This window comes from Actinomycetota bacterium, assembly GCA_030774015.1.
GTDB lineage: Bacteria > Actinomycetota > UBA4738 > UBA4738 > JACQTL01 > JALYLZ01.
Window position 1 is genome coordinate 19,874 of sequence record JALYLZ010000065.1, and the last position, 18,563, is coordinate 38,436.

The 18,563-nt window shown below is 71.4% G+C and carries 20 protein-coding genes; 10 read left to right on the plus strand and 10 right to left on the minus strand.

Annotated elements, in window-relative coordinates; genetic code table 11:
* The first annotated feature begins 107 nt into the window (after positions 1 to 107).
* The 5 genes from M3Q23_06580 to M3Q23_06600 all read left to right on the plus strand — a co-directional run bounded on the left by M3Q23_06580 (position 108) and on the right by M3Q23_06600 (position 5,737).
* Positions 108 to 632, plus strand: coding sequence for an SIS domain-containing protein (locus M3Q23_06580; GenBank protein ID MDP9341759.1), 525 nt, complete (start codon positions 108 to 110; stop codon positions 630 to 632).
* Between the two features lie 119 nt (positions 633 to 751).
* Positions 752 to 1,993, plus strand: coding sequence for a peptidoglycan DD-metalloendopeptidase family protein (locus M3Q23_06585; GenBank protein ID MDP9341760.1), 1,242 nt, complete (start codon positions 752 to 754; stop codon positions 1,991 to 1,993).
* A 99-nt stretch (positions 1,994 to 2,092) separates the two neighbouring features.
* On the plus strand, positions 2,093 to 4,141 hold the full coding sequence (locus tag M3Q23_06590) for a protein meaA (protein MDP9341761.1): 2,049 nt from the start codon (positions 2,093 to 2,095) through the stop codon (positions 4,139 to 4,141).
* Between the two features lie 43 nt (positions 4,142 to 4,184).
* Positions 4,185 to 4,958 carry a citryl-CoA lyase gene (locus M3Q23_06595; GenBank protein MDP9341762.1) on the plus strand — a complete coding sequence of 258 codons (774 nt, stop codon included), beginning with the start codon at positions 4,185 to 4,187 and terminating at the stop codon, positions 4,956 to 4,958.
* 5 nt (positions 4,959 to 4,963) lie between these two features.
* Positions 4,964 to 5,737, plus strand: a complete 774-nt coding sequence (locus M3Q23_06600; protein MDP9341763.1) for a class I SAM-dependent methyltransferase — start codon at positions 4,964 to 4,966, stop codon at positions 5,735 to 5,737.
* Between the two features lie 5 nt (positions 5,738 to 5,742).
* Here the strand turns inward: M3Q23_06600 and M3Q23_06605 are convergent, their stop codons facing one another.
* Positions 5,743 to 6,534: an alpha/beta hydrolase gene (locus tag M3Q23_06605; GenBank protein MDP9341764.1), complete on the minus strand. Its 792-nt coding sequence runs from the start codon at positions 6,532 to 6,534 to the stop codon at positions 5,743 to 5,745.
* 118 nt (positions 6,535 to 6,652) lie between these two features.
* On the opposite strand from M3Q23_06605, the gene M3Q23_06610 reads away from it, so the two are divergent.
* Both M3Q23_06610 and M3Q23_06615 read left to right on the plus strand, forming a co-directional pair.
* The gene (locus M3Q23_06610; protein MDP9341765.1) at positions 6,653 to 7,516 is read left to right on the plus strand and encodes a 3-hydroxybutyryl-CoA dehydrogenase; all 864 of its coding nucleotides are present in this window, start codon (positions 6,653 to 6,655) and stop codon (positions 7,514 to 7,516) included.
* Positions 7,517 to 7,522: 6 nt separating this feature from the next.
* Positions 7,523 to 8,377 carry an amidohydrolase family protein gene (locus M3Q23_06615; GenBank protein MDP9341766.1) on the plus strand — a complete coding sequence of 285 codons (855 nt, stop codon included), beginning with the start codon at positions 7,523 to 7,525 and terminating at the stop codon, positions 8,375 to 8,377.
* On the opposite strand, the gene M3Q23_06620 is transcribed toward M3Q23_06615, so the two are convergent.
* The 4 genes from M3Q23_06620 to M3Q23_06635 are packed head-to-tail and all read right to left on the minus strand — an operon-like array spanning position 8,358 to position 11,126.
* Positions 8,358 to 9,308 carry a glycosyltransferase gene (locus tag M3Q23_06620; protein ID MDP9341767.1) on the minus strand — a complete coding sequence of 317 codons (951 nt, stop codon included), beginning with the start codon at positions 9,306 to 9,308 and terminating at the stop codon, positions 8,358 to 8,360. The two genes, M3Q23_06615 and M3Q23_06620, sit on opposite strands and share 20 nt — an antisense overlap.
* A complete protein-coding gene (locus M3Q23_06625; protein MDP9341768.1) occupies positions 9,305 to 10,426 on the minus strand; it encodes a glycosyltransferase family 4 protein in 1,122 nt (373 codons plus the stop codon). The genes M3Q23_06620 and M3Q23_06625 overlap by 4 nt, the downstream gene beginning before the upstream one ends.
* A complete protein-coding gene (locus tag M3Q23_06630; protein MDP9341769.1) occupies positions 10,423 to 10,752 on the minus strand; it encodes a cupin domain-containing protein in 330 nt (109 codons plus the stop codon). Before M3Q23_06630 ends, M3Q23_06625 begins: the two co-directional genes overlap by 4 nt.
* Positions 10,749 to 11,126: a hypothetical protein gene (locus M3Q23_06635; GenBank protein ID MDP9341770.1), complete on the minus strand. Its 378-nt coding sequence runs from the start codon at positions 11,124 to 11,126 to the stop codon at positions 10,749 to 10,751. The genes M3Q23_06630 and M3Q23_06635 overlap by 4 nt, the downstream gene beginning before the upstream one ends.
* A 17-nt stretch (positions 11,127 to 11,143) precedes the next feature.
* Between M3Q23_06635 and M3Q23_06640 the strand changes: the two genes are divergently transcribed.
* Both M3Q23_06640 and M3Q23_06645 read left to right on the plus strand, forming a co-directional pair.
* Positions 11,144 to 11,749, plus strand: a complete 606-nt coding sequence (locus M3Q23_06640; protein MDP9341771.1) for a sigma-70 family RNA polymerase sigma factor — start codon at positions 11,144 to 11,146, stop codon at positions 11,747 to 11,749.
* Positions 11,736 to 12,773, plus strand: a complete 1,038-nt coding sequence (locus M3Q23_06645) for a hypothetical protein (protein ID MDP9341772.1) — start codon at positions 11,736 to 11,738, stop codon at positions 12,771 to 12,773. Before M3Q23_06640 ends, M3Q23_06645 begins: the two co-directional genes overlap by 14 nt.
* An 18-nt stretch (positions 12,774 to 12,791) precedes the next feature.
* Here M3Q23_06645 and M3Q23_06650 read toward each other — a convergent pair whose 3' ends face one another.
* Genes M3Q23_06650 through M3Q23_06665 form a run of 4 tightly spaced genes read right to left on the minus strand, consistent with a single transcriptional unit; the run spans position 12,792 to position 15,685 of the window.
* Entirely contained in the window at positions 12,792 to 13,043 is a 252-nt protein-coding gene (locus tag M3Q23_06650; protein ID MDP9341773.1) for a hypothetical protein, read from the minus strand.
* Positions 13,040 to 14,623, minus strand: a complete 1,584-nt coding sequence (locus M3Q23_06655; protein ID MDP9341774.1) for an acyl-CoA carboxylase subunit beta — start codon at positions 14,621 to 14,623, stop codon at positions 13,040 to 13,042. The genes M3Q23_06650 and M3Q23_06655 overlap by 4 nt, the downstream gene beginning before the upstream one ends.
* Positions 14,624 to 14,635: 12 nt before the next feature.
* Complete coding sequence (locus M3Q23_06660) at positions 14,636 to 15,229, minus strand: DUF2087 domain-containing protein (protein MDP9341775.1); 594 nt, start codon at positions 15,227 to 15,229, stop codon at positions 14,636 to 14,638.
* A gap of 30 nt (positions 15,230 to 15,259) precedes the next feature.
* The gene (locus tag M3Q23_06665) at positions 15,260 to 15,685 is read right to left on the minus strand and encodes a DUF296 domain-containing protein (GenBank protein ID MDP9341776.1); all 426 of its coding nucleotides are present in this window, start codon (positions 15,683 to 15,685) and stop codon (positions 15,260 to 15,262) included.
* A gap of 61 nt (positions 15,686 to 15,746) precedes the next feature.
* On the opposite strand from M3Q23_06665, the gene M3Q23_06670 reads away from it, so the two are divergent.
* The gene (locus M3Q23_06670; protein MDP9341777.1) at positions 15,747 to 16,685 is read left to right on the plus strand and encodes a PD-(D/E)XK nuclease family protein; all 939 of its coding nucleotides are present in this window, start codon (positions 15,747 to 15,749) and stop codon (positions 16,683 to 16,685) included.
* Between the two features lie 15 nt (positions 16,686 to 16,700).
* Here the strand turns inward: M3Q23_06670 and M3Q23_06675 are convergent, their stop codons facing one another.
* Positions 16,701 to 18,371 (minus strand): ATP-binding protein, encoded by a 1,671-nt coding sequence (locus M3Q23_06675; GenBank protein MDP9341778.1) that lies wholly within the window; start codon positions 18,369 to 18,371, stop codon positions 16,701 to 16,703.
* Positions 18,372 to 18,563: the final 192 nt, after the last annotated feature.

Below are 18,563 nucleotides of genomic sequence, written 5' to 3' on the forward strand. Positions count from 1 at the left end.
ACGCCCACAGCAGAGACACCACCCGCCCGGAAGCCGAGTTCGCCCGGTCGTACCTGGCCGGGTTCGGCGAGTGCCTGAGCGACCTCTCGCTGAACCAGGTGGCCGACGTGATCGCGTGCCTCCAGCACGCCTACGAGGACGGCTCCCAGGTGTTCGTGATGGGGAACGGCGGCAGCGCCGCCACCGCCTCGCACATGGCCGTGGACCTCGGGAAGACGGTGCTGCCGATCCAGTCCAACGGCACGCGGCGGTTCCGGGTGACCTCGCTCACCGACAACGTCCCGTGGATCACTGCGGTGGCGAACGACCTCGGATACGAACAGGTGTTCGCGGAGCAACTCCGCAACCACGTGGCCCCCGGCGACGTCGTCATCGCCATCACCGGCAGCGGGAACTCGCCGAACGTCGTGGAGGGCGTGCGGGTGGCGAGCGACCACGGCGCCACCACCGTGGCGCTGCTCGGCTTCGACGGCGGCGTGGTGAAGGACATGGTCGACCTCCACGTGCTGGTGCGAAGCGACCACTACGGGTTCATCGAGGACGTCCACGCCATGCTGTCGCACCTCGTCACGGCGTTCTTCAAGACCCGCATCGGCCTGTCCCTGCTGGACCAGCCGCTCACCACGAGCTGACCGACGGCCGCCTGGCCCGGACCGGGGTCCGGGTGCTTGCACCGGCCCCTCCAGGGGAGCACCCTCGGGCCAGCTTGACTTCCTCTCGCAGAGTCGATAGGTAAGGGCGTTTGCTTGGCATGAGAACGGGCTCGATTCGTTCCACGCCGCATTCCTGGGGGCGCCTGCGCCGGGCGGGGGGTGTGGCTCTCGCCGTGGTCCTGCTGGCCGCGCTGACCTCGAACGGCGCCCAGGCCAGCACCAAGTCCGATCTCGAGCACGCGAAAGCGCGGCTGGGGGAGCTCGAGAAGCAGATCACGGCGGAACGGGCCCAGCTCGAGGACCAGCACCAGCTGCTCCAGTCCCTCCAAGGATCGCTGAACGAGCTGGCCGGGCGGATCGACGCCGCCCAGACCAGGTACGACCAGACCCAGAACGAGATCATGACCATGCGCCAGGAGCTGGCGCAGGCCCAGCGCCGGTACCAGCGCCTTCGGTCCTGGCTGGACGACCGGGCCCGCTACGCCTACGAGAACGGCCCGGCCGGCGACATCGAGTTCATCCTGGGGTCGAGCTCGCTGACCGACCTGTCCGATCGCGTGGAGTTCATCGGACGGCTGTCCCAGAACGACGCCGACCTGGCCAACCAGGTCCAGAACCGTTCGAACGACCTCCAGGCCAAGCGGGGGAAGCTGGAGGGGCTGCTGGCGGACCAGGCCTCCAGCCTGGACGAGCTGGGCGCGGCGCAGTCGGCCCTGGACGGGAAGTTCGCGGAGCAGAAGAGCCTGTACGACAAGCAGGCGGCCCTGGTGGCCGACCTCAACCAGAAGGCCGCCGAGGTCGACGACCTCGTCGCCAAGCTCAAGCACAAGCTGGCCGCGGAGGAGCTGGCGGCCGCGCAGGCCGCGGCCGCGGGGGGCGGGCTGCCGCTGCCCAACGGGCAGGGTCCGTTCCAGTACTGCCCGGTGCAGGGATCGCACGCCTACGCCGACAGCTTCGGCGAGCCTCGCTACACCGGCGGGTACCACCCCCACGCCGGCGTGGACATTTTCGCGCCGGAGGGCACGCCCATCGTGGCGCCGTTCGACGGCGTGGCCGAGCAGGACCCCAACGGCCTGGGCGGCAACGCCGTCATCGTCCGGGGGAGCCAGGGTTGGGTGTACAACGCCCACCTCAGCAGCTACGGGAACACCGGGAGCGTCTCCGCGGGGGAGATCGTCGGCTACGTGGGCAACAGCGGCGACGCGGCGGGAGGGGCGACGCACGACCACTTCGAGTGGCATCCCAACGTGATCCCGTCGAATCCGTACCGGTCCCAGTTCGGCTACACCGTGATCGGGACCGCGATCGACCCGTATCCGTACCTGAACCTGGTCTGCTGAGGAAGCCTGCATCTGCCGGCGGACGCGCCGGCCGGTGCCCGGCGGTGCGGCGTTCCGCGTACCCTACGCGTGGGTACCTCCCCCTTCCGGAGAGCGCGCATGGCACCTGACCGGGAACCCGATCGCCCCTGGATCTTCCGGACCTACGCCGGCTACGGCAACCCGCGCGTGACCAACGAGCGGTACCGGCGCAACCTGGCCAAGGGCCAGACCGGGCTGTCCATGGCGTTCGACCTCCCCACCCAGACCGGGTACGACTCGGACCACCTCATGGCCCGCGGCGAGGTGGGCCGGGTGGGCGTCCCGATCTGCCACCTCGGCGACATGCTCACCGTGTTCGACGGCATTCCCCTGGAGGACATGAACACGTCGATGACCATCAACGCCACGGCCGTGTGGCTGTACGCGCTGTACATGGCGGTGGCCGACCAGCACGGCGTCTCGCGCGAGCGCCTGGCCGGGACCACCCAGAACGACGTCCTGAAGGAGTTTCTGGCCCGGGGGACCTACGCCTTTCCTCCCGAGCCGTCGATGCGCCTGACCACGGATCTGATCGCGTGGGCGTTGCGAAACACGCCCCGGTGGAACCCGATCAACGTGTGCTCGTACCACCTCCAGGAGACCGGGGCCGGCCCCGTGCTGGAGGTCGCGTACACGCTGGCCAACGCCATCGCGGTCCTGGACCACGCCCGGGCCTCGGGGCAGGTGACCGGCGACGAGGTGCCGTCGCTGGTCGGACGGATCTCGTTCTTCTGCAACGCCGGCATCCGGTTCGTTGAGGAGATGTGCAAGATGCGCGCGTTCTCCCGGCTGTGGGACCGGGTCACCGCCGAGCGCTACGGCGTCCGCGACGAGAAGTTCCGGCGGTTCCGCTACGGAGTCCAGGTGAACTCGCTCGGGCTCACGGCGCTCCAGCCGGAGAACAACATGCACCGCATCGTGCTGGAGATGCTCGCGGTGACGCTGTCGAGGGACGCGCGAGCCAGGGCCGTCCAGCTTCCGGCATGGAACGAGGCCCTCGGGCTGCCGCGGGCGTGGGACCAGCAGTGGTCGCTGCGAGCCCAGCAGATCCTGGCCTACGAGAGCGACCTCCTGGAGCACGGCGACCTGTTCGAGGGCTCGATGGTGGTGGAGGAACGCACCGACGAGATCGCCACCGGCGCGTGGGAGGAGCTCGGCCGGGTGCTGGACCAGGGTGGGTCGGTGGAGGCGCTCGGCTACATGAAGGAGCAGCTGGTCGCGGCGAACGCCGCCCGGCTGCGTGAGATCGAGTCGGGCCGGCGGGCCTGGGTCGGCGTCAACCGGTACACGGAGACGGAGCCCTCGCCGCTGGTGGAGGGGATGGGGGAGGGGTTCTCGTTCGAGAAGGCGGACCCGGCCGACGAGGCCGAGCAGCTCGAATCGCTGGGTGCTTGGCGTACCAAGCGCGACGATGCAAAGACCAAGCAGGCGCTTGGTGCACTTAGCAGGGCTGCCGAGCGGGGGGACAACCTGGTGCCCGTGTCGATCGAGGCGGCCCGCGCCGGCGTCACCACAGGGGAGTGGTCCGCCGCGCTCCGGGAGGTGTTCGGGGAGTACCGCGCCCCCACCGGGGTCACCGGGCGGATGCTCGGCGGGGGAGAGGCGGAGGAGCTGGAGGACGTTCGCCGTCGGGTGCGGCGCGCGGCAGAGCGCCTCGGCGTGCAGCGCCTGCGGATGCTGGTGGGGAAGCCCGGCCTGGACGGCCACTCCAACGCGGCGGAGCAGGTCGCGGTGCGGGCGCGCGATGCCGGGATGGAGGTCGTGTACCAGGGCATCCGCCTGACCCCGGAGGAGATCGCCCGGGCCGCGGTCGACGAGGACGTCCACGTGGTGGGGCTCTCTATCCTGTCGGGAGCGCACAACCTGTTGGTGCCGGAGGTGCTGGAGCGGTTGCGCGAGCAGGGGGTCGACCCGGCTCGGGTGCCCGTGGTGGTGGGGGGCGTGATCCCCGACGACGACGCGGAGAAGCTGCGCTCCCAGGGCGTGGCCCGCGTGTTCACGCCGCGGGAGCACGACCTCACCGCGATGGTCGGCCAGATCGCCGATCTGGTGGGCGACTCGGGACCGCATTCGGAGCGCTCGGAGTCCTCGGAGCGCCCGGAGCGCCCGGAGCGGTCGGAGCCCTGAATGCGGTCATACCCGCGCACATCCTGCTAGCCTCCCCGCCGGCATGAGCACCGACCGGGCCTTCTGGCGCACCGCCATCTCCAGCGTCCGTCCCAACGAGATCCGGGTTCGCGGCTACGACCTCATCGAGCTGATCGGTTCCCGACCCTTCGGCGACGTGGTGTACCTCCTCCTGTCCACCGATCTCCCCAAGGGAAACGAGGGCCGGATGATCGACGCGCTCCTGGTGGCGGCGTGCGAGCACTCGGTCCTGGCTCCGTCGGTGAACGCCGCGCGGTTCGTGGCGTCGGCGGGGGTCCCGCTCCAGGCCGCGGTGGCCGCGGGAACGATGGGACTGGGCGACTATCACGGTGGGGCGGTGGAGTCCGGCGCCGACATGCTGCTCGAGGCGGAGCAGACGCAAAAGCCGCCGATGGAAGCGGCCATGCACGTAGCGTGGAACTACAAGGAGAACGGCCAGCGCCTTCCCGGGTACGGACACGTGGTGCACGATCCCGATCCCCGCGGCCGCAAGCTCCTCAAGGTGGCGCAGGAGCTCGGCTTCGCCAACCGCTACATCGAGCTGGCCAAGGCCTTCGAGACCGTGTCCAAGGAGGTGTTCGGCCGGAACCTGGCCATGAACGTCGACGGGGCCATGGCGGCCATCCTGCTGGAGCTGGGGCTCGACCCCGGCCTCGGCAAGGCCCTGTACGTGATCGGCCGCGCCCCCGGTCTGGTCGCCCACGTGTTCGAGGAACAGACCCGCGAGCGGCCGTACCGCGACATCGGTTGGAGGAACGTCCGCTACGAGGGGCCGGACCCCCGCAAGCTCCGCTGAACCCGGTGCCGGACGAGGGAATCCACCGGGCGGCCCGGGTCGGGTTCCAGGCCGCGGCCGACGAGTACGAGCGAGGCCGGCCGGACTACCCGCAGGAAGCCGTGCAAGCGCTCGCGGAGCACCTCCGCATCGTCCCTGGCAGCGTGGTGCTTGATCTGGCCGCGGGGACGGGCAAGCTCACCCGGCAGCTGGTCCCACTGGGAGCGCGGCTGGTCGCCGTCGAGCCGGTGGAGGCCATGCGGCAGACGCTCGCCTGCAACCTTCCCGGCGTGCTGGCCCTGGCCGGGAGGGCGGAGGCCATCCCGCTGGCCACCGGGTCCGTGCACGCGGCCGTCGTGGCGCAGGCTTTTCACTGGTTCGACCTGGACGCCGCGATCGGCGAGCTCCACCGGGTGCTCCAGGCGGAAGGCCGCCTGGGCCTGGTATGGAACGTCCGAGACGAGTCGGTTCCGCTGATGTCCGAGTTCAGCCACGTCATCGAGGCGCATCGCGGGAGCACCCCCAGGCACGAGACCGGCGGCTGGCGCGACGCGTTCGAACGCTCCGAGCTGTTCACGCCGCTCGAGAAGCTGACGGTTCCCCACGAGCAACGGCTTTCGCCGGACGGCGTGGTCGACCGGGCGCTCTCCATCAGCTTCATCGCCGCGCTGCCGGAGGAGGAACGTGCCCGCGTGGCCGGGGAGGTCCGGGCCCTGCTGGAGCGAGACCCCGCCACGCGCGGGAAGCAGCGGATCGCGGTGCCGTACCGGACCGACGTGTACTGGTGCGAACGCCGCTAGCGCGCCTACCGGCGGTCCATCGACAGGAACGCCGAGACCCGCTGCACCACCACCGGGATGTCCCGGATCAGCGCGTGTGGGTCCGGGAAGATCAACAGCTCCGAGTTGGGCAGGGCCGCGGCGAGCTCCCGGGCCACCTGGGCCTCGTGGAGCGGGTCGCCTTCCTGGCCGATCACCAGGGCCGGGGTCATCACCCGCGCCAGCTGCTCGGCGTGGCCCACCGGCGGATCGTCCATGCACTCCCGGATGGCGTGGGGGATGGACACCGGGTTCAGCCCGAGCAGCGTGGCCCGGCGAATCTCCCGGGACGTGGGGAACTCGCCGAAGGCACCGCGGGCGCCCTCCCGGGCCAGCACGGCCTCCGCGGCCTCCTCGACGGTCCGGGTCTCCAGGAGGTCGGCCAGCTCCAGCAGGTCGAACCGCACCTGCGACGAGTCCTCCACCCGGGCCGGCAGCAGGAATACCAGTTGCTCGAACCGGTCGGGCCGCCGGGTCAGCAGCCGCAGGATGGCGCCCGCGCCGAGCGACCACCCGCCGGCGCAGGTCGCCCCGAACGCGTCGGCGACGGCTTCCACGTCCGCCGCGAAGTGGTTCATGGAGTAGGAACCGGGGCCCGGGCCCTCGCTCTCCCCGTGTCCGCGGAAGTCGAACAGCACCTTGGTCCCGGGCAGGAACGGCGTGAACACCATGAGGTCGCGACGGCTGCCGGTGAGTCCGTGCCCGAGCACGGTGACCGGCTCGCCCTCCCCGAGCACCTCCACGGCGAGCTTCGCCCCGTCTGACTCGATCGTGGGCATGGCGGAGAAGGATACCCAAGCGATCCGGGCCGGAGCCAGGCGGCGTGCACTACGCTTGCCCGCGGATCGCCCGCCAGGGGCGGGCGTGGGAGTCGTTCGAGCCGGCGTTGGAGGGACCATGCAGCCAGGGGACGTCCACAAGGTCGGGATCATCGGGGCCGGCATCATGGGCTCCGGCATCACGGAGGTGGTGTCCCGCACCGGCGTGGATACGGTGTTCGTGGAGACCGACGACGAGCGCGTGGCCCGGGGCCGCGCCGCCATCGAGCGGTCCATGGGCCGGGCGGTGGAACGGGGCAAGCTGGGCGCCGAAGAGCGCGACGAGACGCTCGACCGGATCGCCGGGACCACCGACCTCGACGAGGTCTCCGACGCCGACCTGGTGATCGAGGCCGCCACGGAGGACATGGAGACCAAGCTCGGCCTGTTCCGGCGGCTCGACGAGCTGACCCGGCCCGACGTCGTGCTGGCCTCCAACACCTCGTCGCTTCCGATCATCGACCTGGCCATGGTGACCAAACGCCCCGAGCGGGTCGTCGGGATGCACTTCTTCAACCCGCCGCCGATCATGCGGCTGCTGGAGCTGGTGCCCTCGATCCGCACGGCCCCGGACACCATGGAGTTCGCCCGTGCCTTCGGCGAGCACCTCGGCAAGGTCACGGTGGTGTCGAAGGACCGGGCGGGGTTCATCGTGAACTTCCTGCTCCAGCCCTACCTGAACAGCGCCATCGAGATGCTGGACGAGGGGTTCGCCACCCGCGACGACATCGACAACGCCGTGAAGCTGGGCCTGGGCCACCCCATGGGGCCGTTCGAGCTGCTCGACCTCATCGGTCTGGACACCGCCGACTACATCTCGAACGTGCTGTTCGACGAGTTCAAGGACCCGCTGTACGCGTCGCCGACCCTGCTGAAGCGGATGATCTCCGCGGGGTACCTGGGCCGGAAGTCGGGCAAGGGCTTCTACGAGCACGAGGGCTGAGGCGCCGTGCCGAGGGCCATCGACCTGCACGTCCACCTGCCCACCGAGGAGTGGCTGGGGAACGCCATCGGGCCGCACCTGGAGGCCACGGAGGCCTACTTCCGGGCCCGGGTCCAGCGCAAGAGCGTGGACGAGGTGGCGCAGGAATACCGGGAACGCGACATCCTGGGGGTGGTCCTGGACTGGGACGACGAGTCGGTGACCGGCCGGGCGTGGCTGGGGAACGAGTGGCTGGCCGGGCTGGCCGAGCGGTACCCCGGCGCGCTGATGGGGTTCGGGAGCGTCGATCCCCACAGCCCCCATGCGGTCGACGAGATGCACCGGGCCGCCGACCTCGGGCTGAAGGGGCTGAAGTTCCACCCCACCATGCAGCGGTTCGACCCGGGCGACGAGCGCTTCTACCAGCTGTGGCACCACGCGCAGGAGCTCGGGCTGATCTGCCTGTTCCACACCGGAACCTGCGGGATCGCCGCGGGGACGCCCGGCGCGGGGGGAACCAGGATCCGGTTCTCCCACCCGGGATTCCTGGACTCCGTGGGAGCGGATTTCCCGGGGTTGATGCTCATCGCAGCGCACTTCGGGTGGCCCTGGTTCACGGAGTGCCTGGCCATCGCCCTGCACAAGTCGAACGTGTTCATCGAGCTGTCGGGGTGGGCCCCGAAGTACCTGCCGCCGGAGGTGGTTCGGGAGATGGGCAAGCGCCTCAACGCCCAGACCATGTTCGGGAGCGACTACCCGTTCATCTCACTGGACCGGTGGTTCGCCGAGTTCGAGGAGCTGCCCTTGCCCGCCGACGCGCGCCGGCCCATCCTGGCCGGGAACGCCGAGCGGCTGCTGGGCCTCAGCGACGGCGGCGGGTGAGCCCCGACAGGTAGCCGGCCATCTTGGCCCCGTCGGTCAGGGCCATGACGGCCGGAACGAACGCGATGGCGGCCGCCCGCTGCGTGGGGTCCTCCAGCAGCCGGGCCGCGCGCATCACCGGCCGGGCCGCGTACGCCGCCCCCGCCACTGCGGCCAGCCCCAGCAGGCTCCGGCGCCTCGACGCCACCGCCACGACCAGCCCTGCGTACACGGCGAACCGGATGGCGTGGCGCCGGGGATGCATGCCGGCGACGGCGTCTCCCCGCGCGTAGCGGGCGTACTGGCGGGCGTGCTCGGCCAGGGTGGGCCGGGGCCTCCACAGGGCCACGGCGTCCGGCGCCAGACGCATGTCCACGCCGAGCTCCCGCCACCGCAGGTCCAGGTACATGTCCTCGCCGATGTCCAGCCACTCGGGGTAGCCGCCGGCGGCCTCGAACGCCGCTCGCCGGAACGCGACGGAACGGGAGGAGGGCATGAACCGGTCCTCCCGGAGCTCGCTCGGCTCGGGGACGGCCACCGCGGCCAGGCAGGCATCCAGGAACCCGTGCACGTTGGGCCGGTACGAACCCATCGAAACGTCCGCGCCCCGCTCGATGGGCTCCATGAGGCGCTCCAGCCAATCGGGCTCCAGCACGCAGTCCCCGTCGGAGACCGCGATCACGTCATGGGCGGCCGCCCGGACCCCGAGGTTGCGCCCGCGGGCGATGTTCGCCCCGGTCTCCTCGATCAGCGTGATGCCTGAGGCGGCCCGCAGGACCTCGACGGTGCCGTCCCCGGAGCCGCCGTCCACGACGATCACCTCGTCGGGTGCACGGCTCTGTGCCGCCACAGAATGGAGGAACTCCCCGATCTCGGTTCCGGCGTCGTGGACCGTGGAGACGAGGGACACTTTCGTCCGCTCCGGGAACTCCACGCGTTTCCTCGGCGTCACCGCCCCAGCGCCTTCTCGTAGACCTGGAGGGTCAGCCGGGCCGTCTCGTCCCAGGAGAACCGCTCCGCCCGGGCCCGCCCCCGGTCGGACAGCCGCTGCATGCGGGCCGGATCGGTCAGCAGCACCTCGATGGCCGAGGCGATCTCCCGAACGGAGGCCGGGTTCACCCCGACGGCGGCGTCCCCCGCCACCTCGGGGAGCGACGACGTGTTCGAGCAGATGGTGGGGACGCCCCGGGCCATGGCCTCCAGGACGGGGAGGCCGAACCCCTCGTACAGCGCGGGATAGACGAACGCTGCCGCGGACCGGTACAGCGCGTCCAGCTCGAGCGGGGCGAGCGGCCCCGTCAGCACGACGTCCCCGGGGCCGTACAGGGCGATCTCTCGCAGCAGGGTCTGGTGCCGCCATCCCAGGGGGCCGGCCAGGACCAGCGCGTGGGGGAGACCGGAGGCGGCGGCCCGGCGGTACGCCCGGATCAGCCGGACCAGGTTCTTCCGGGGCTCCAGCGTGCCCACGAACAGCAGGAAGGGACGGGGGACCTTCAGGCGGGCGATGGTCTCCTCGGGGTCGCCGGCCTCCTGGGGGACGGCTGCGGCCTCCGGGATCACGTGCACCCGGGCGGGGTCCACCTTGGTCCGCGACAGCAGGTCCTCGGCGGTGTTCCGGGACACTGCGATGATCGCGTCGGCCCGCTTGACCGCGGCTCGCAGGCCGATCCGGAACACGTACCGCCACACCGGGGGGAAGACGTGGGGCACCACCAGGAACGCCAGGTCGTGCACGGTCACCACGAGCTTCTGTCGCTCCGCCGCCGGCGGCACCGCCACCGAGCTGGGGGCATGGACGAGGTCCAGCGAGGCCAGGGCGGACGGCAGCCCCGGCCGGCCGGTCAGGTTCCACCGGGGATACAGGCCGCGGATGCCGCGGGGGAGCTCCTCGACCCACAGCGATCGCATCCACCGCTCCGGTACCGCTTCCTCGAACCGGGCGTGGAAGAGCTTCACCTCCAGGCCGGGGTCCTGGCGGACCAGCGCGGGGACCAGGTGGCGGATGTACGTCCCGGTGCCGCCGGGAGCCTGGAAGAACAGCGGATCGACGTGGAAGGCGACCGACGTCACCGGGCGGCCTCCACACAGGACACCCCGTCCGGGCCGACGGTGGCGGCGTGCTCGACACCCGGCTCCAGGTCGAGCCGGTCCCCGGCCCGGAGTTCGTCGTCGCCGCTTCGGAGGTGGAACGTGATCGATCCCTCCAGGCAGAACAGCGCCTTGTGGTAGTCGTGGGAGTGCCGGCCGTACGTGTCGCCCGGCGGGTTGTCCCAGAACCGGGGCGCGGAGCAGCCTTCCTGCTCGAATGCGGCCACCGCGTCCTCGCGGCCTGCCACCGCCTCGGGGGTCTTCACCGCGTCCTCGCCCATGTCGCCGGCCCCGGGCTCGATGGTCACGCGTCCTGGTATCGCGCCGCGATGCGCTGGGCCTCGGGTAGCTCTTCCTTCGGGACGATGACGTCGAAGGTCTGGCGAAGGAGCGTTCCGTACGCGCTGGCGTAGTTGTCGGGCTCGACCCGCGCGTCGATCCCGTCGGTCCGGAGGCGTCCCGCCATGAGCCACGCCTCCTGCCAGGGCCAGGAGCCCAGGATGGCGAGGTCGCCGACCAGTGGCGGCGGATCGTCCCGCGCGGGTCGGGTCGGAGGTCCCTGCGGCGGAGCCGGTCCGGCCACCAACGGCACGTGGCAGTCCGCGCACTCGGTGAACCCCGGGCGGTATTCCGTGCCGCACCGGGGGCAGTGTCCCCCCACCTCGTTCAGGTCGTCGCTCAATCGCTCGTGTCCCCCCAGTGCCGTCCCGGTCCCGACGATACCGGCTCGGCAACGCGAACGTGACCGTGGCCTCGCTCGTCTCTAGGGTGAACCGACGGGAGGTCGAGCTGAGCGAGGCGCAGATCCGGGAGTTCCTGGCCACCGATTACGCCCGCGTGGTGAACGCCATGGCGCTGGTGTCGGGAAGCTTCCCGGCGGCGGAGGACGCCGTGCAGGAAGCCCTGGGACGGGCGTGGGAGATGACCGAGCGGGGCCGCCACATCGAGTCGCTCACGGCGTGGCTGACGGCGGTGGCCCGGAACCTGCTGCGGGACCGGTTCCGCCGCCTGCTGGTGGAGCGCCGGGCCCGGACGCGCATGCCGGGCGCGTTCCCGACCGAGGGCGCGGAGGCGGTGGAGCGCCGCGCGGACCTGGAGCGGGCCCTGGCCGCGCTGCCCCGCCGGCAACGGGAGGTCGCGGTGTTTCGGTACTACCTGGACCTGGAGGTCGCCGAGGTCGCGGGGGCCCTGGGGATCCCGGAGGGAACGGTGAAGAGCGCCCTGCACCGGGCGCGAGCGTCGCTGGCCCGGGCGCTGCGGGAGCAAGACGAGACGGTCGTGGAGGTCGGCAATGACGCGAGTTGACGAGCGGATCCGCGGTGAGATGCAGGGTCTCGGCCGAGCGGTGGATTCCCGGGGCGTCCTGGAACGGGTGGCCAGGAAGCGGTCCCGGCGGCGGGTGGTCCGCCGGTTCCAGGCCTCCGCTCTGGCCGTGGCGGTCGTCGGGGGGAGCGTGGCCGGCGGAGTCGGGCTGATCCATCTGTTCGGCCACAAGGGCACCGTCACGCCCAGTTCCCAGTTCAGCCCAAAGGTCTCCGGTCTGCCCGACTACCTGTTCAGCCCGAAGGTCTCGGGCCCCGCCCCGACGTCCGCGGGCGGCTCTCCCCAGCCATCCGAGAAGGAGGCCATCTGCGACCACAGCCAGCTGAACGCGGACGTGGATGGAGACGGCGTCCCCGACCAGGTGGACCTCTTCTCGCCGGCTCCCAGCTGCGACTCGCCCGAGGCGGGGCAGCGCTGGGTCCTCCACGTCTCGGGTGGGAAGCTCGGCCCGTCCGGTCCAGGGGTCCGGTTCTATGGAGCCGACCAGGACCTTCCGGACTGCGCGCCGAGCCCGCCTCTCCAGGCCTGCCGGCTGTTCGCCGCCCCGGACCTCAATGGGGACGGCCAGGCCGAGCTCGCGATCGAGATGGTGCAGGACTCCGGCACCGCGTTCCTGTTCCTGTTCGAGCTGGAGGGCCTCGACACCGCGGCCGGGCCGCGCTTTGTCCGGATCGACGTCGCCTCGCCCGGAGATCCTTGGGACCCCGCGTACGGGTTCGACCCGGGCCCGGCCACGTTCCCGCTGGTGGACTCCATGGATCTCCACCGCGATCTGGCCTGCGCCGGCACTGGCGATTCGGAGCTGGTGGTGGCGGGCACGGCGGTCCTCACCGATGCCGGGCAGCAGCTGTACGACGTCCACTTCACGAAGTTCCGGCTGGTGGGGAGCTCGCTCGAGGTGGTGGACACGGTCGACCATCACGGCGCGGGGTGGGGTGAGCTCCTGCCGCTCAGCCAGACCCCACCGAACCTGTGCGGAGCGCCGATCGTGGCCGGAGCCGGCTAGCTGCTAGTCTGAGCTGGACTACCGGGCGTCGCCGCGGCCGGCGAAGGTGGGCACGCCCGGCCGGGCGAACGCCGAACGCGCGGCCATGCGCCATGCGTTGCCGGCCTGCCGCCGGGCCTGGAGCGCGCCGAACCCGGTGGCGTCCAGCCTCCCCGCCAGCGCCCACGGCGAGGGCCCGAAGTCCTTCGGCGCGAAGTACTGCTCGAGCGCCGCGATGATGGCCCGCTCCTCGGCCGGCGCCAGCCCCCCCGGCAGCTCGAACCGCTTCACAGCGGGATGTTCCCGTGCTTGCGAGGGGGAACGGACTCGCGCTTGGTGGCCAGCATCCGCAGCGCCTTGATCAGCACGGCTCTCGTATCGGCCGGCTCGATGACGGCGTCGACGTAGCCGCGCTCGGCGGCGACGTACGGGTTCGCGAAGCGGCGCTCGTAGTCGGCGATGAGCTCCTTGCGCTTGGCGTCCTTGTCCTCGGCCGCCTCGATCTCACGCCGCATCACGATGTTGACCGCGCCCTCCGGCCCCATCACCGCGATCTCCGCCGTCGGCCACGCGTAGCAGACATCTGCCCGCAGGTGCTTGGAGTTCATGACCACGTATGCGCCGCCGTAGGCCTTGCGCGTGATCACGGTCATCTTGGGCACGGTGGCCTCGGAGAACGCGTACAGCAGCTTGGCTCCGTGCCGGATGATCCCGCCGTACTCCTGGCCGGTTCCGGGGAGGAACCCGGGGACGTCCTCGAAGGTCACCAGCGGGATGTTGAACGCGTCGCAGAACCGGATGAACCGGGCGGCTTTCTCGCTGGACTCGATGTCGAGCGTCCCCGCCAGGACCTTGGGCTGGTTGGCCACCACGCCGATGCTGCGGCCGTCCAGCCGGGCGAACCCCACCAGGATGCTCATGGCGTACAGCGGGTGGACCTCGTAGAACTCGCCGCCGTCCACCACCTTCTGGATCACCGCGCGCATGTCGTACGGCTCGCGCGACGAGGCCGGGACCACCTCGTTCAGGGACTCGTCGCGGCGCTCCGGGTCGTCCTCGGCCGCGTACGACGGCGGGTCTTCCAGGTTGTTCGAAGGCAGGAACGACAGCAGGTATCGCACCTGCGCCAGGCAGTCCTCCTCGTCCTCCGCCACGAACTGGCACACGCCGGACCGGGTGGCGTGGGTGAGCGCGCCGCCCAGCTGCTCGAACGTGACGTCCTCTCCGGTCACGGCCTTGATGACGTCGGGCCCGGTGATGAACATGTACGAGGTGTCCCGGACCATGTACACGAAGTCGGTGATGGCGGGGGAGTACACCGCGCCGCCGGCGCAGGGGCCCATGATCACCGAGACCTGCGGGATGACCCCGGACGCCCGGACGTTTCGGTCGAACACGTAGCCGTAGCCGGCCAGCGAGGTGGCGCCCTCCTGGATCCGGGCCCCCCCTGAGTCGTTGATGCCGATGACCGGGGCCCCGGTGGCCGTGGCCAGGTCCATGATCTTGCAGATCTTCTCGGACATGACCTCGCCCAGGGACCCGCCGAACACCGTGAAGTCCTGGGAGAACACGAACACCTTGCGCCCGTCCACCGTTCCCCACCCGGTGACGACGCCGTCGCCGTAGGGCCGGTTCTCCTCCATCCCGAACTCGTGGACGCGGTGGCGGGTCAGCTGGTCGGTCTCCACGAACGAGCCCCGGTCCAGGAGCAGGTCGATGCGCTCGCGCGCGGTGAGCTTCCCGCGGGCGTGCTGCTTCTGGATGGCGTCGGGGCCGCCGCCGGAGAGGGCCTCCTCGCGGCGCCGGTGCAGCTCCTCGATTCGCTCGGCCACCGAGGGCGGCCGGAGCCGTTCTTCCTCCGTCTTCGCCATGACGGGCAAAGTCTAGCGTGCGTCGGTGGGCGCTCTGCGCGGAATCGCGGACGTCCCCATGTTCACACGTCGACCGGGCCGCCGGGTCCTCCAGTACTCGCCGCCCCGGCGCGACAGGAAGCCTTCGTCCACCAGGAAGCGGCGAAGCGACGCGTGGTCGGGGTGGAAGCGCCGCAGCACGGCGTCCACGTCGCGCTCCGGGTAGCGCACGCCGACGTCGAACTCCAGGGCGAGGCGTGACAGCACGGCCAGGCGCTTGGCCCGCTTGGCGGGGATCTCGCGAAGCCTTCCGCCCACGAAGTAGCGCCGGAGGACGGCTTCCTCCTCCTCGCCCACCGCTCCCAGCGCCAGGCCCGGCTCGCGGGGCGGCCCGACCTCCTGCGCCGCCCGGCGAAGCGCTTCGGTGGCCAGGCGGTAGGTCCGGCGGTCGGGCAGCCCGAGGACGATCCCGGCTCCGCTCAGCCGCTTGAGGTGTCGGCGAACCCGGTCCAGCCGCAGGTCGAGGTCGGCGGCCAGCTCGGCCGCGGTCCGGTCCCGCCGGGCCAGCAGGCCCGCCAGGGCCAGGCGCTCCGGATCGGCCAGCGCCCGGAGGATCTCGTCCGGCATGGCGTCCGCCGTCACGTCACCCGCGGAGGCTCACCGCCACACGGCGAGCCCGATGTCGTCGTCCTGCTCCCGAACGGGCACCGCGCCGTCGAGGGCCCGGAAGTACGCCTCGATCAGGAAGACCTTCGTGCCCTCCGTGAGGTGGCCGCCCACCGTCCCCCCGTCGATGCGGGTCGCGGTGACGTGCATGTGCACGAACGGAGCCCCGTCCTTCGTCGACACGTTCCCCAGGGCAGACCCGATCTCCAGGTGCTCCGGGAACCGGATGTCGTGGTAGCGCTTCTCCTCCTGGACGAAGTAGGCCACGGCGAGCTCGCTCACGGCGCCGATGGCCTGGACCGTGCCGGCGTGGATCCCGAGCTTCGCCGCCGCCTCGTTCAGCGACTGGAGCATGTCGGAGCCGCGTTCCAGCCGGACCAGGGCCGCCTTGCCGTCCTCCGACGGGAAGATCTTCACGTCATCGCTCCCTTCGTGGTCGGGGCCGGAGCATGTCACTGCCCCGTTCTATGGTCGCCGGGTGGAACTTACCCCAGTCCAGGAGCGGGCCCTGCGGGAGCTGATCCTGCCGGGCGCGGCCCGGCCGCCTCCCCCGGAGGTCGCGGAGGGCCTGCGAGCTCGGTTGGGGGAGGCCGTCGGCTCGCTGGAGCTTCCGCCAGCCCTGTGGCTGTCGAAGGGGCGCGTGGCCGAGCATGCCGCCTGCCAGGGGCTGTTCGACGCGACCCTGGCGGGCGAGGGGCCGCCGTTCGAGCATTCGGTGGAGTCGGCCGCCGGCACGCTGGCGCACCGGTCCGTCTACCTCGACCTGGCCTCCGAGCGCGTAGCGGACGTCCGCACGGTGGTGGAGCGCGCGGCGATCCGGCTGGGCGACACCGACCGGGAGTTTGCGCCGTACTGGCGGGGCCTGGACGAGCTGGACCGGGCCGAGCACGTCGCGGTGGCGTCGGCCCGCCTGGCCCTGTTCCGGGAGGCGTTCCCGCCGCTGGCCCGGTCGTGGCAACCGGTGGGCGAACAGATGCTCATCGCCCGGGTCGGGGCCGGACTGGTCCTCTCCGGGAGGCCGGACCTCATGCTGGGTCGGGGGGCGAGGCTCCTGCTGGACCTGAAGACGGGCGCCGCCCGGCCGGTGCACGCCGAGGACATGCGCTTCTACGCCCTGCTGGCCGCGCTGGTGTTCCGCCGTGCCCCGTACCGGGTCGCCACCGTGTTCCTGGAATCGATGGAATGGCAGGCCGAGGACGTGACGGAGGAGGTCCTCCGGCACGCGGCGGAGCGGGTGGCGGCCGCGGCCCGAACCGCCTCCGAGCTGCTGTCGGGCAGCCGGGCACCGGAGCTCACTCCCGGGCCTGTCTGCCGGTGGTGCCCCCGGTCCTCGTCGTGTCCGGTCAGCGCGGCGCGACCGCTCCTGGCGACCGCCGGACGGGTCGAGCCCCCGGCGAACGGGACGGTGTCTCCCTGATGTCCACCTGGACGTTCATGACCGACGACCGATGGTCGTGGCGGAGCCCCGCTCGGAGCCCTCCTCTGCCCGGCCCCGCTCAGGGACCTCGGCCCTCGGGAGCCTGAAGGCGAACCGCGATCCGTGTCCCTCCGCGCTGTCGATGTGGAGCTCGCTCCCCTGGAGCTCCAGCATCTCCCGGACCAGGGCCAGCCCCAAGCCCAGCCCCCGGGGCCGGGTGTTGATGTGGCCGCCCCGGAAGAACCGCTCGGTCAGGTGCGGGACCTCGCCGTCAGGGATACCCGGCCCGTCGTCGGCCACGGCCACCACGACCTCTCCGCCGTCCGCACGGGCGGTGAGCCGCACGGTGGTCCCGGCCGGAGTGTGCTTCGCGGCGTTCACCAGCAGGTTGTCCATGACCCGATCCACCAGCACCGGATCTCCCCACGCCAGCAAGCCGTGCTCCACGTCGAGCTCCAAGTGGTGGGCCGCGACCACCCCGTCCAGCCGTTCCACGGCTCCCTCCAGCAGCGAGGGCACGTCGACGATGTCCACCTGCGCCTTCGGCCCTCCCGCCTCCAGCCGGGCGAGGTCCAGGAGCGAGGTGATGATGGCGTCGAGGGACCTGGCGTTGGTGTTGAGCCCGGTGAGCATCTTGGCCATGGTCTCCCGGTCGATGCCCTCCAGGGCCCGTTCCAGGGTCTGCCCGACCCCCCGGATCACGGTCACGGGCGTGCGGAGCTCGTGTGACACGGTGGCCAGGAAGTCGCTCTTCATCCGGTCGAGCTCCTCCAGGCGCTCCACGGTCAGGTGCTCCTCCTGGTACCGGCCGGCGTTCTCCAGGGCCAGACCGCACTGGCCGGCCAGCAGCTCGAAGGCCTCCACCTCCAGGGACTCCACCTTCGTCCTGGCCCGGACGCCACCGACGAGGATCGCCGACAGCGACCCGTCCACCCACACGGGGGTGGCCACGACGGTGTTGAACCCCGCCGTGCGGACCACCGGGATGGACTCGGGTCGGGACGAGTAGTCGTCCACGACGGTGGTCTTCCCCGAGGTCAGGACGGTGCCGGCGATCCCGGCCGAGGACGGATACACCTGGCCCGCGTACCCGGCCGGCAGGCCCCGGGCCTCCATCACGCGGTAGCTCCGGCCGTCCTCGTCCACGGTGCAGAAGCTTGCCCCTTCGAACCCCAGGGCCAGCACGGTGTCCAGGACCGCTTCGACGACCCGCTCCGGGTCCAGGGTCATGTTGCGGCCGGCCGCCGCGACCGCGGACAGCAGCGCGGCCCACCGCTCGGACCGCGACCGAGCCTCGTGGTGCGCCCGCATCTGGCCCATCAGCTCGGCGGCCAGGAAGTGGCTGAGGACCGTGAGGACACCGAGCATGGACAGGCGGAGGAACAGCGCCGCGGGGCTGACGTTCCACCGGGAGAGCGCGAGCGTGGCCAGGTAGCAGGCCACCGTGAACACGAACAGAGAGACCTGGGCCCGGGTGGGGTAGGAGGACCCGAAGAACACCGTGGTCAGGACGTACGTGAGCCACAGCTCCGAACCCCCGCCACCGGTGGCGCCGACGGCCACCGAGACGAGCAGGATGTCCGCGCACGACCACGCGTACAGGAACCAGGTGCCCACGCCCGCCGCGAACAACCGCTCCCATGGCAGCGCCGCGACCACGAGGCACCCGAGGGCCGCCGCCAGCACGGATACGAACGCCGGGGTGGAGAACGGGGAAGCGTCCCAACGTAGGTTCCAAGGATCGGCGAAAAAAGGGCACTAGGCTCACCTCGACCAATTGAGTGCTCGAGGCACAGGAGGTGAGCCCAGTGCGGGTTTCAGTTTGCGTCACGGTGGACGTCCCCACAACCACGTTCTCCGCCATCGAGGAGGCGTGCG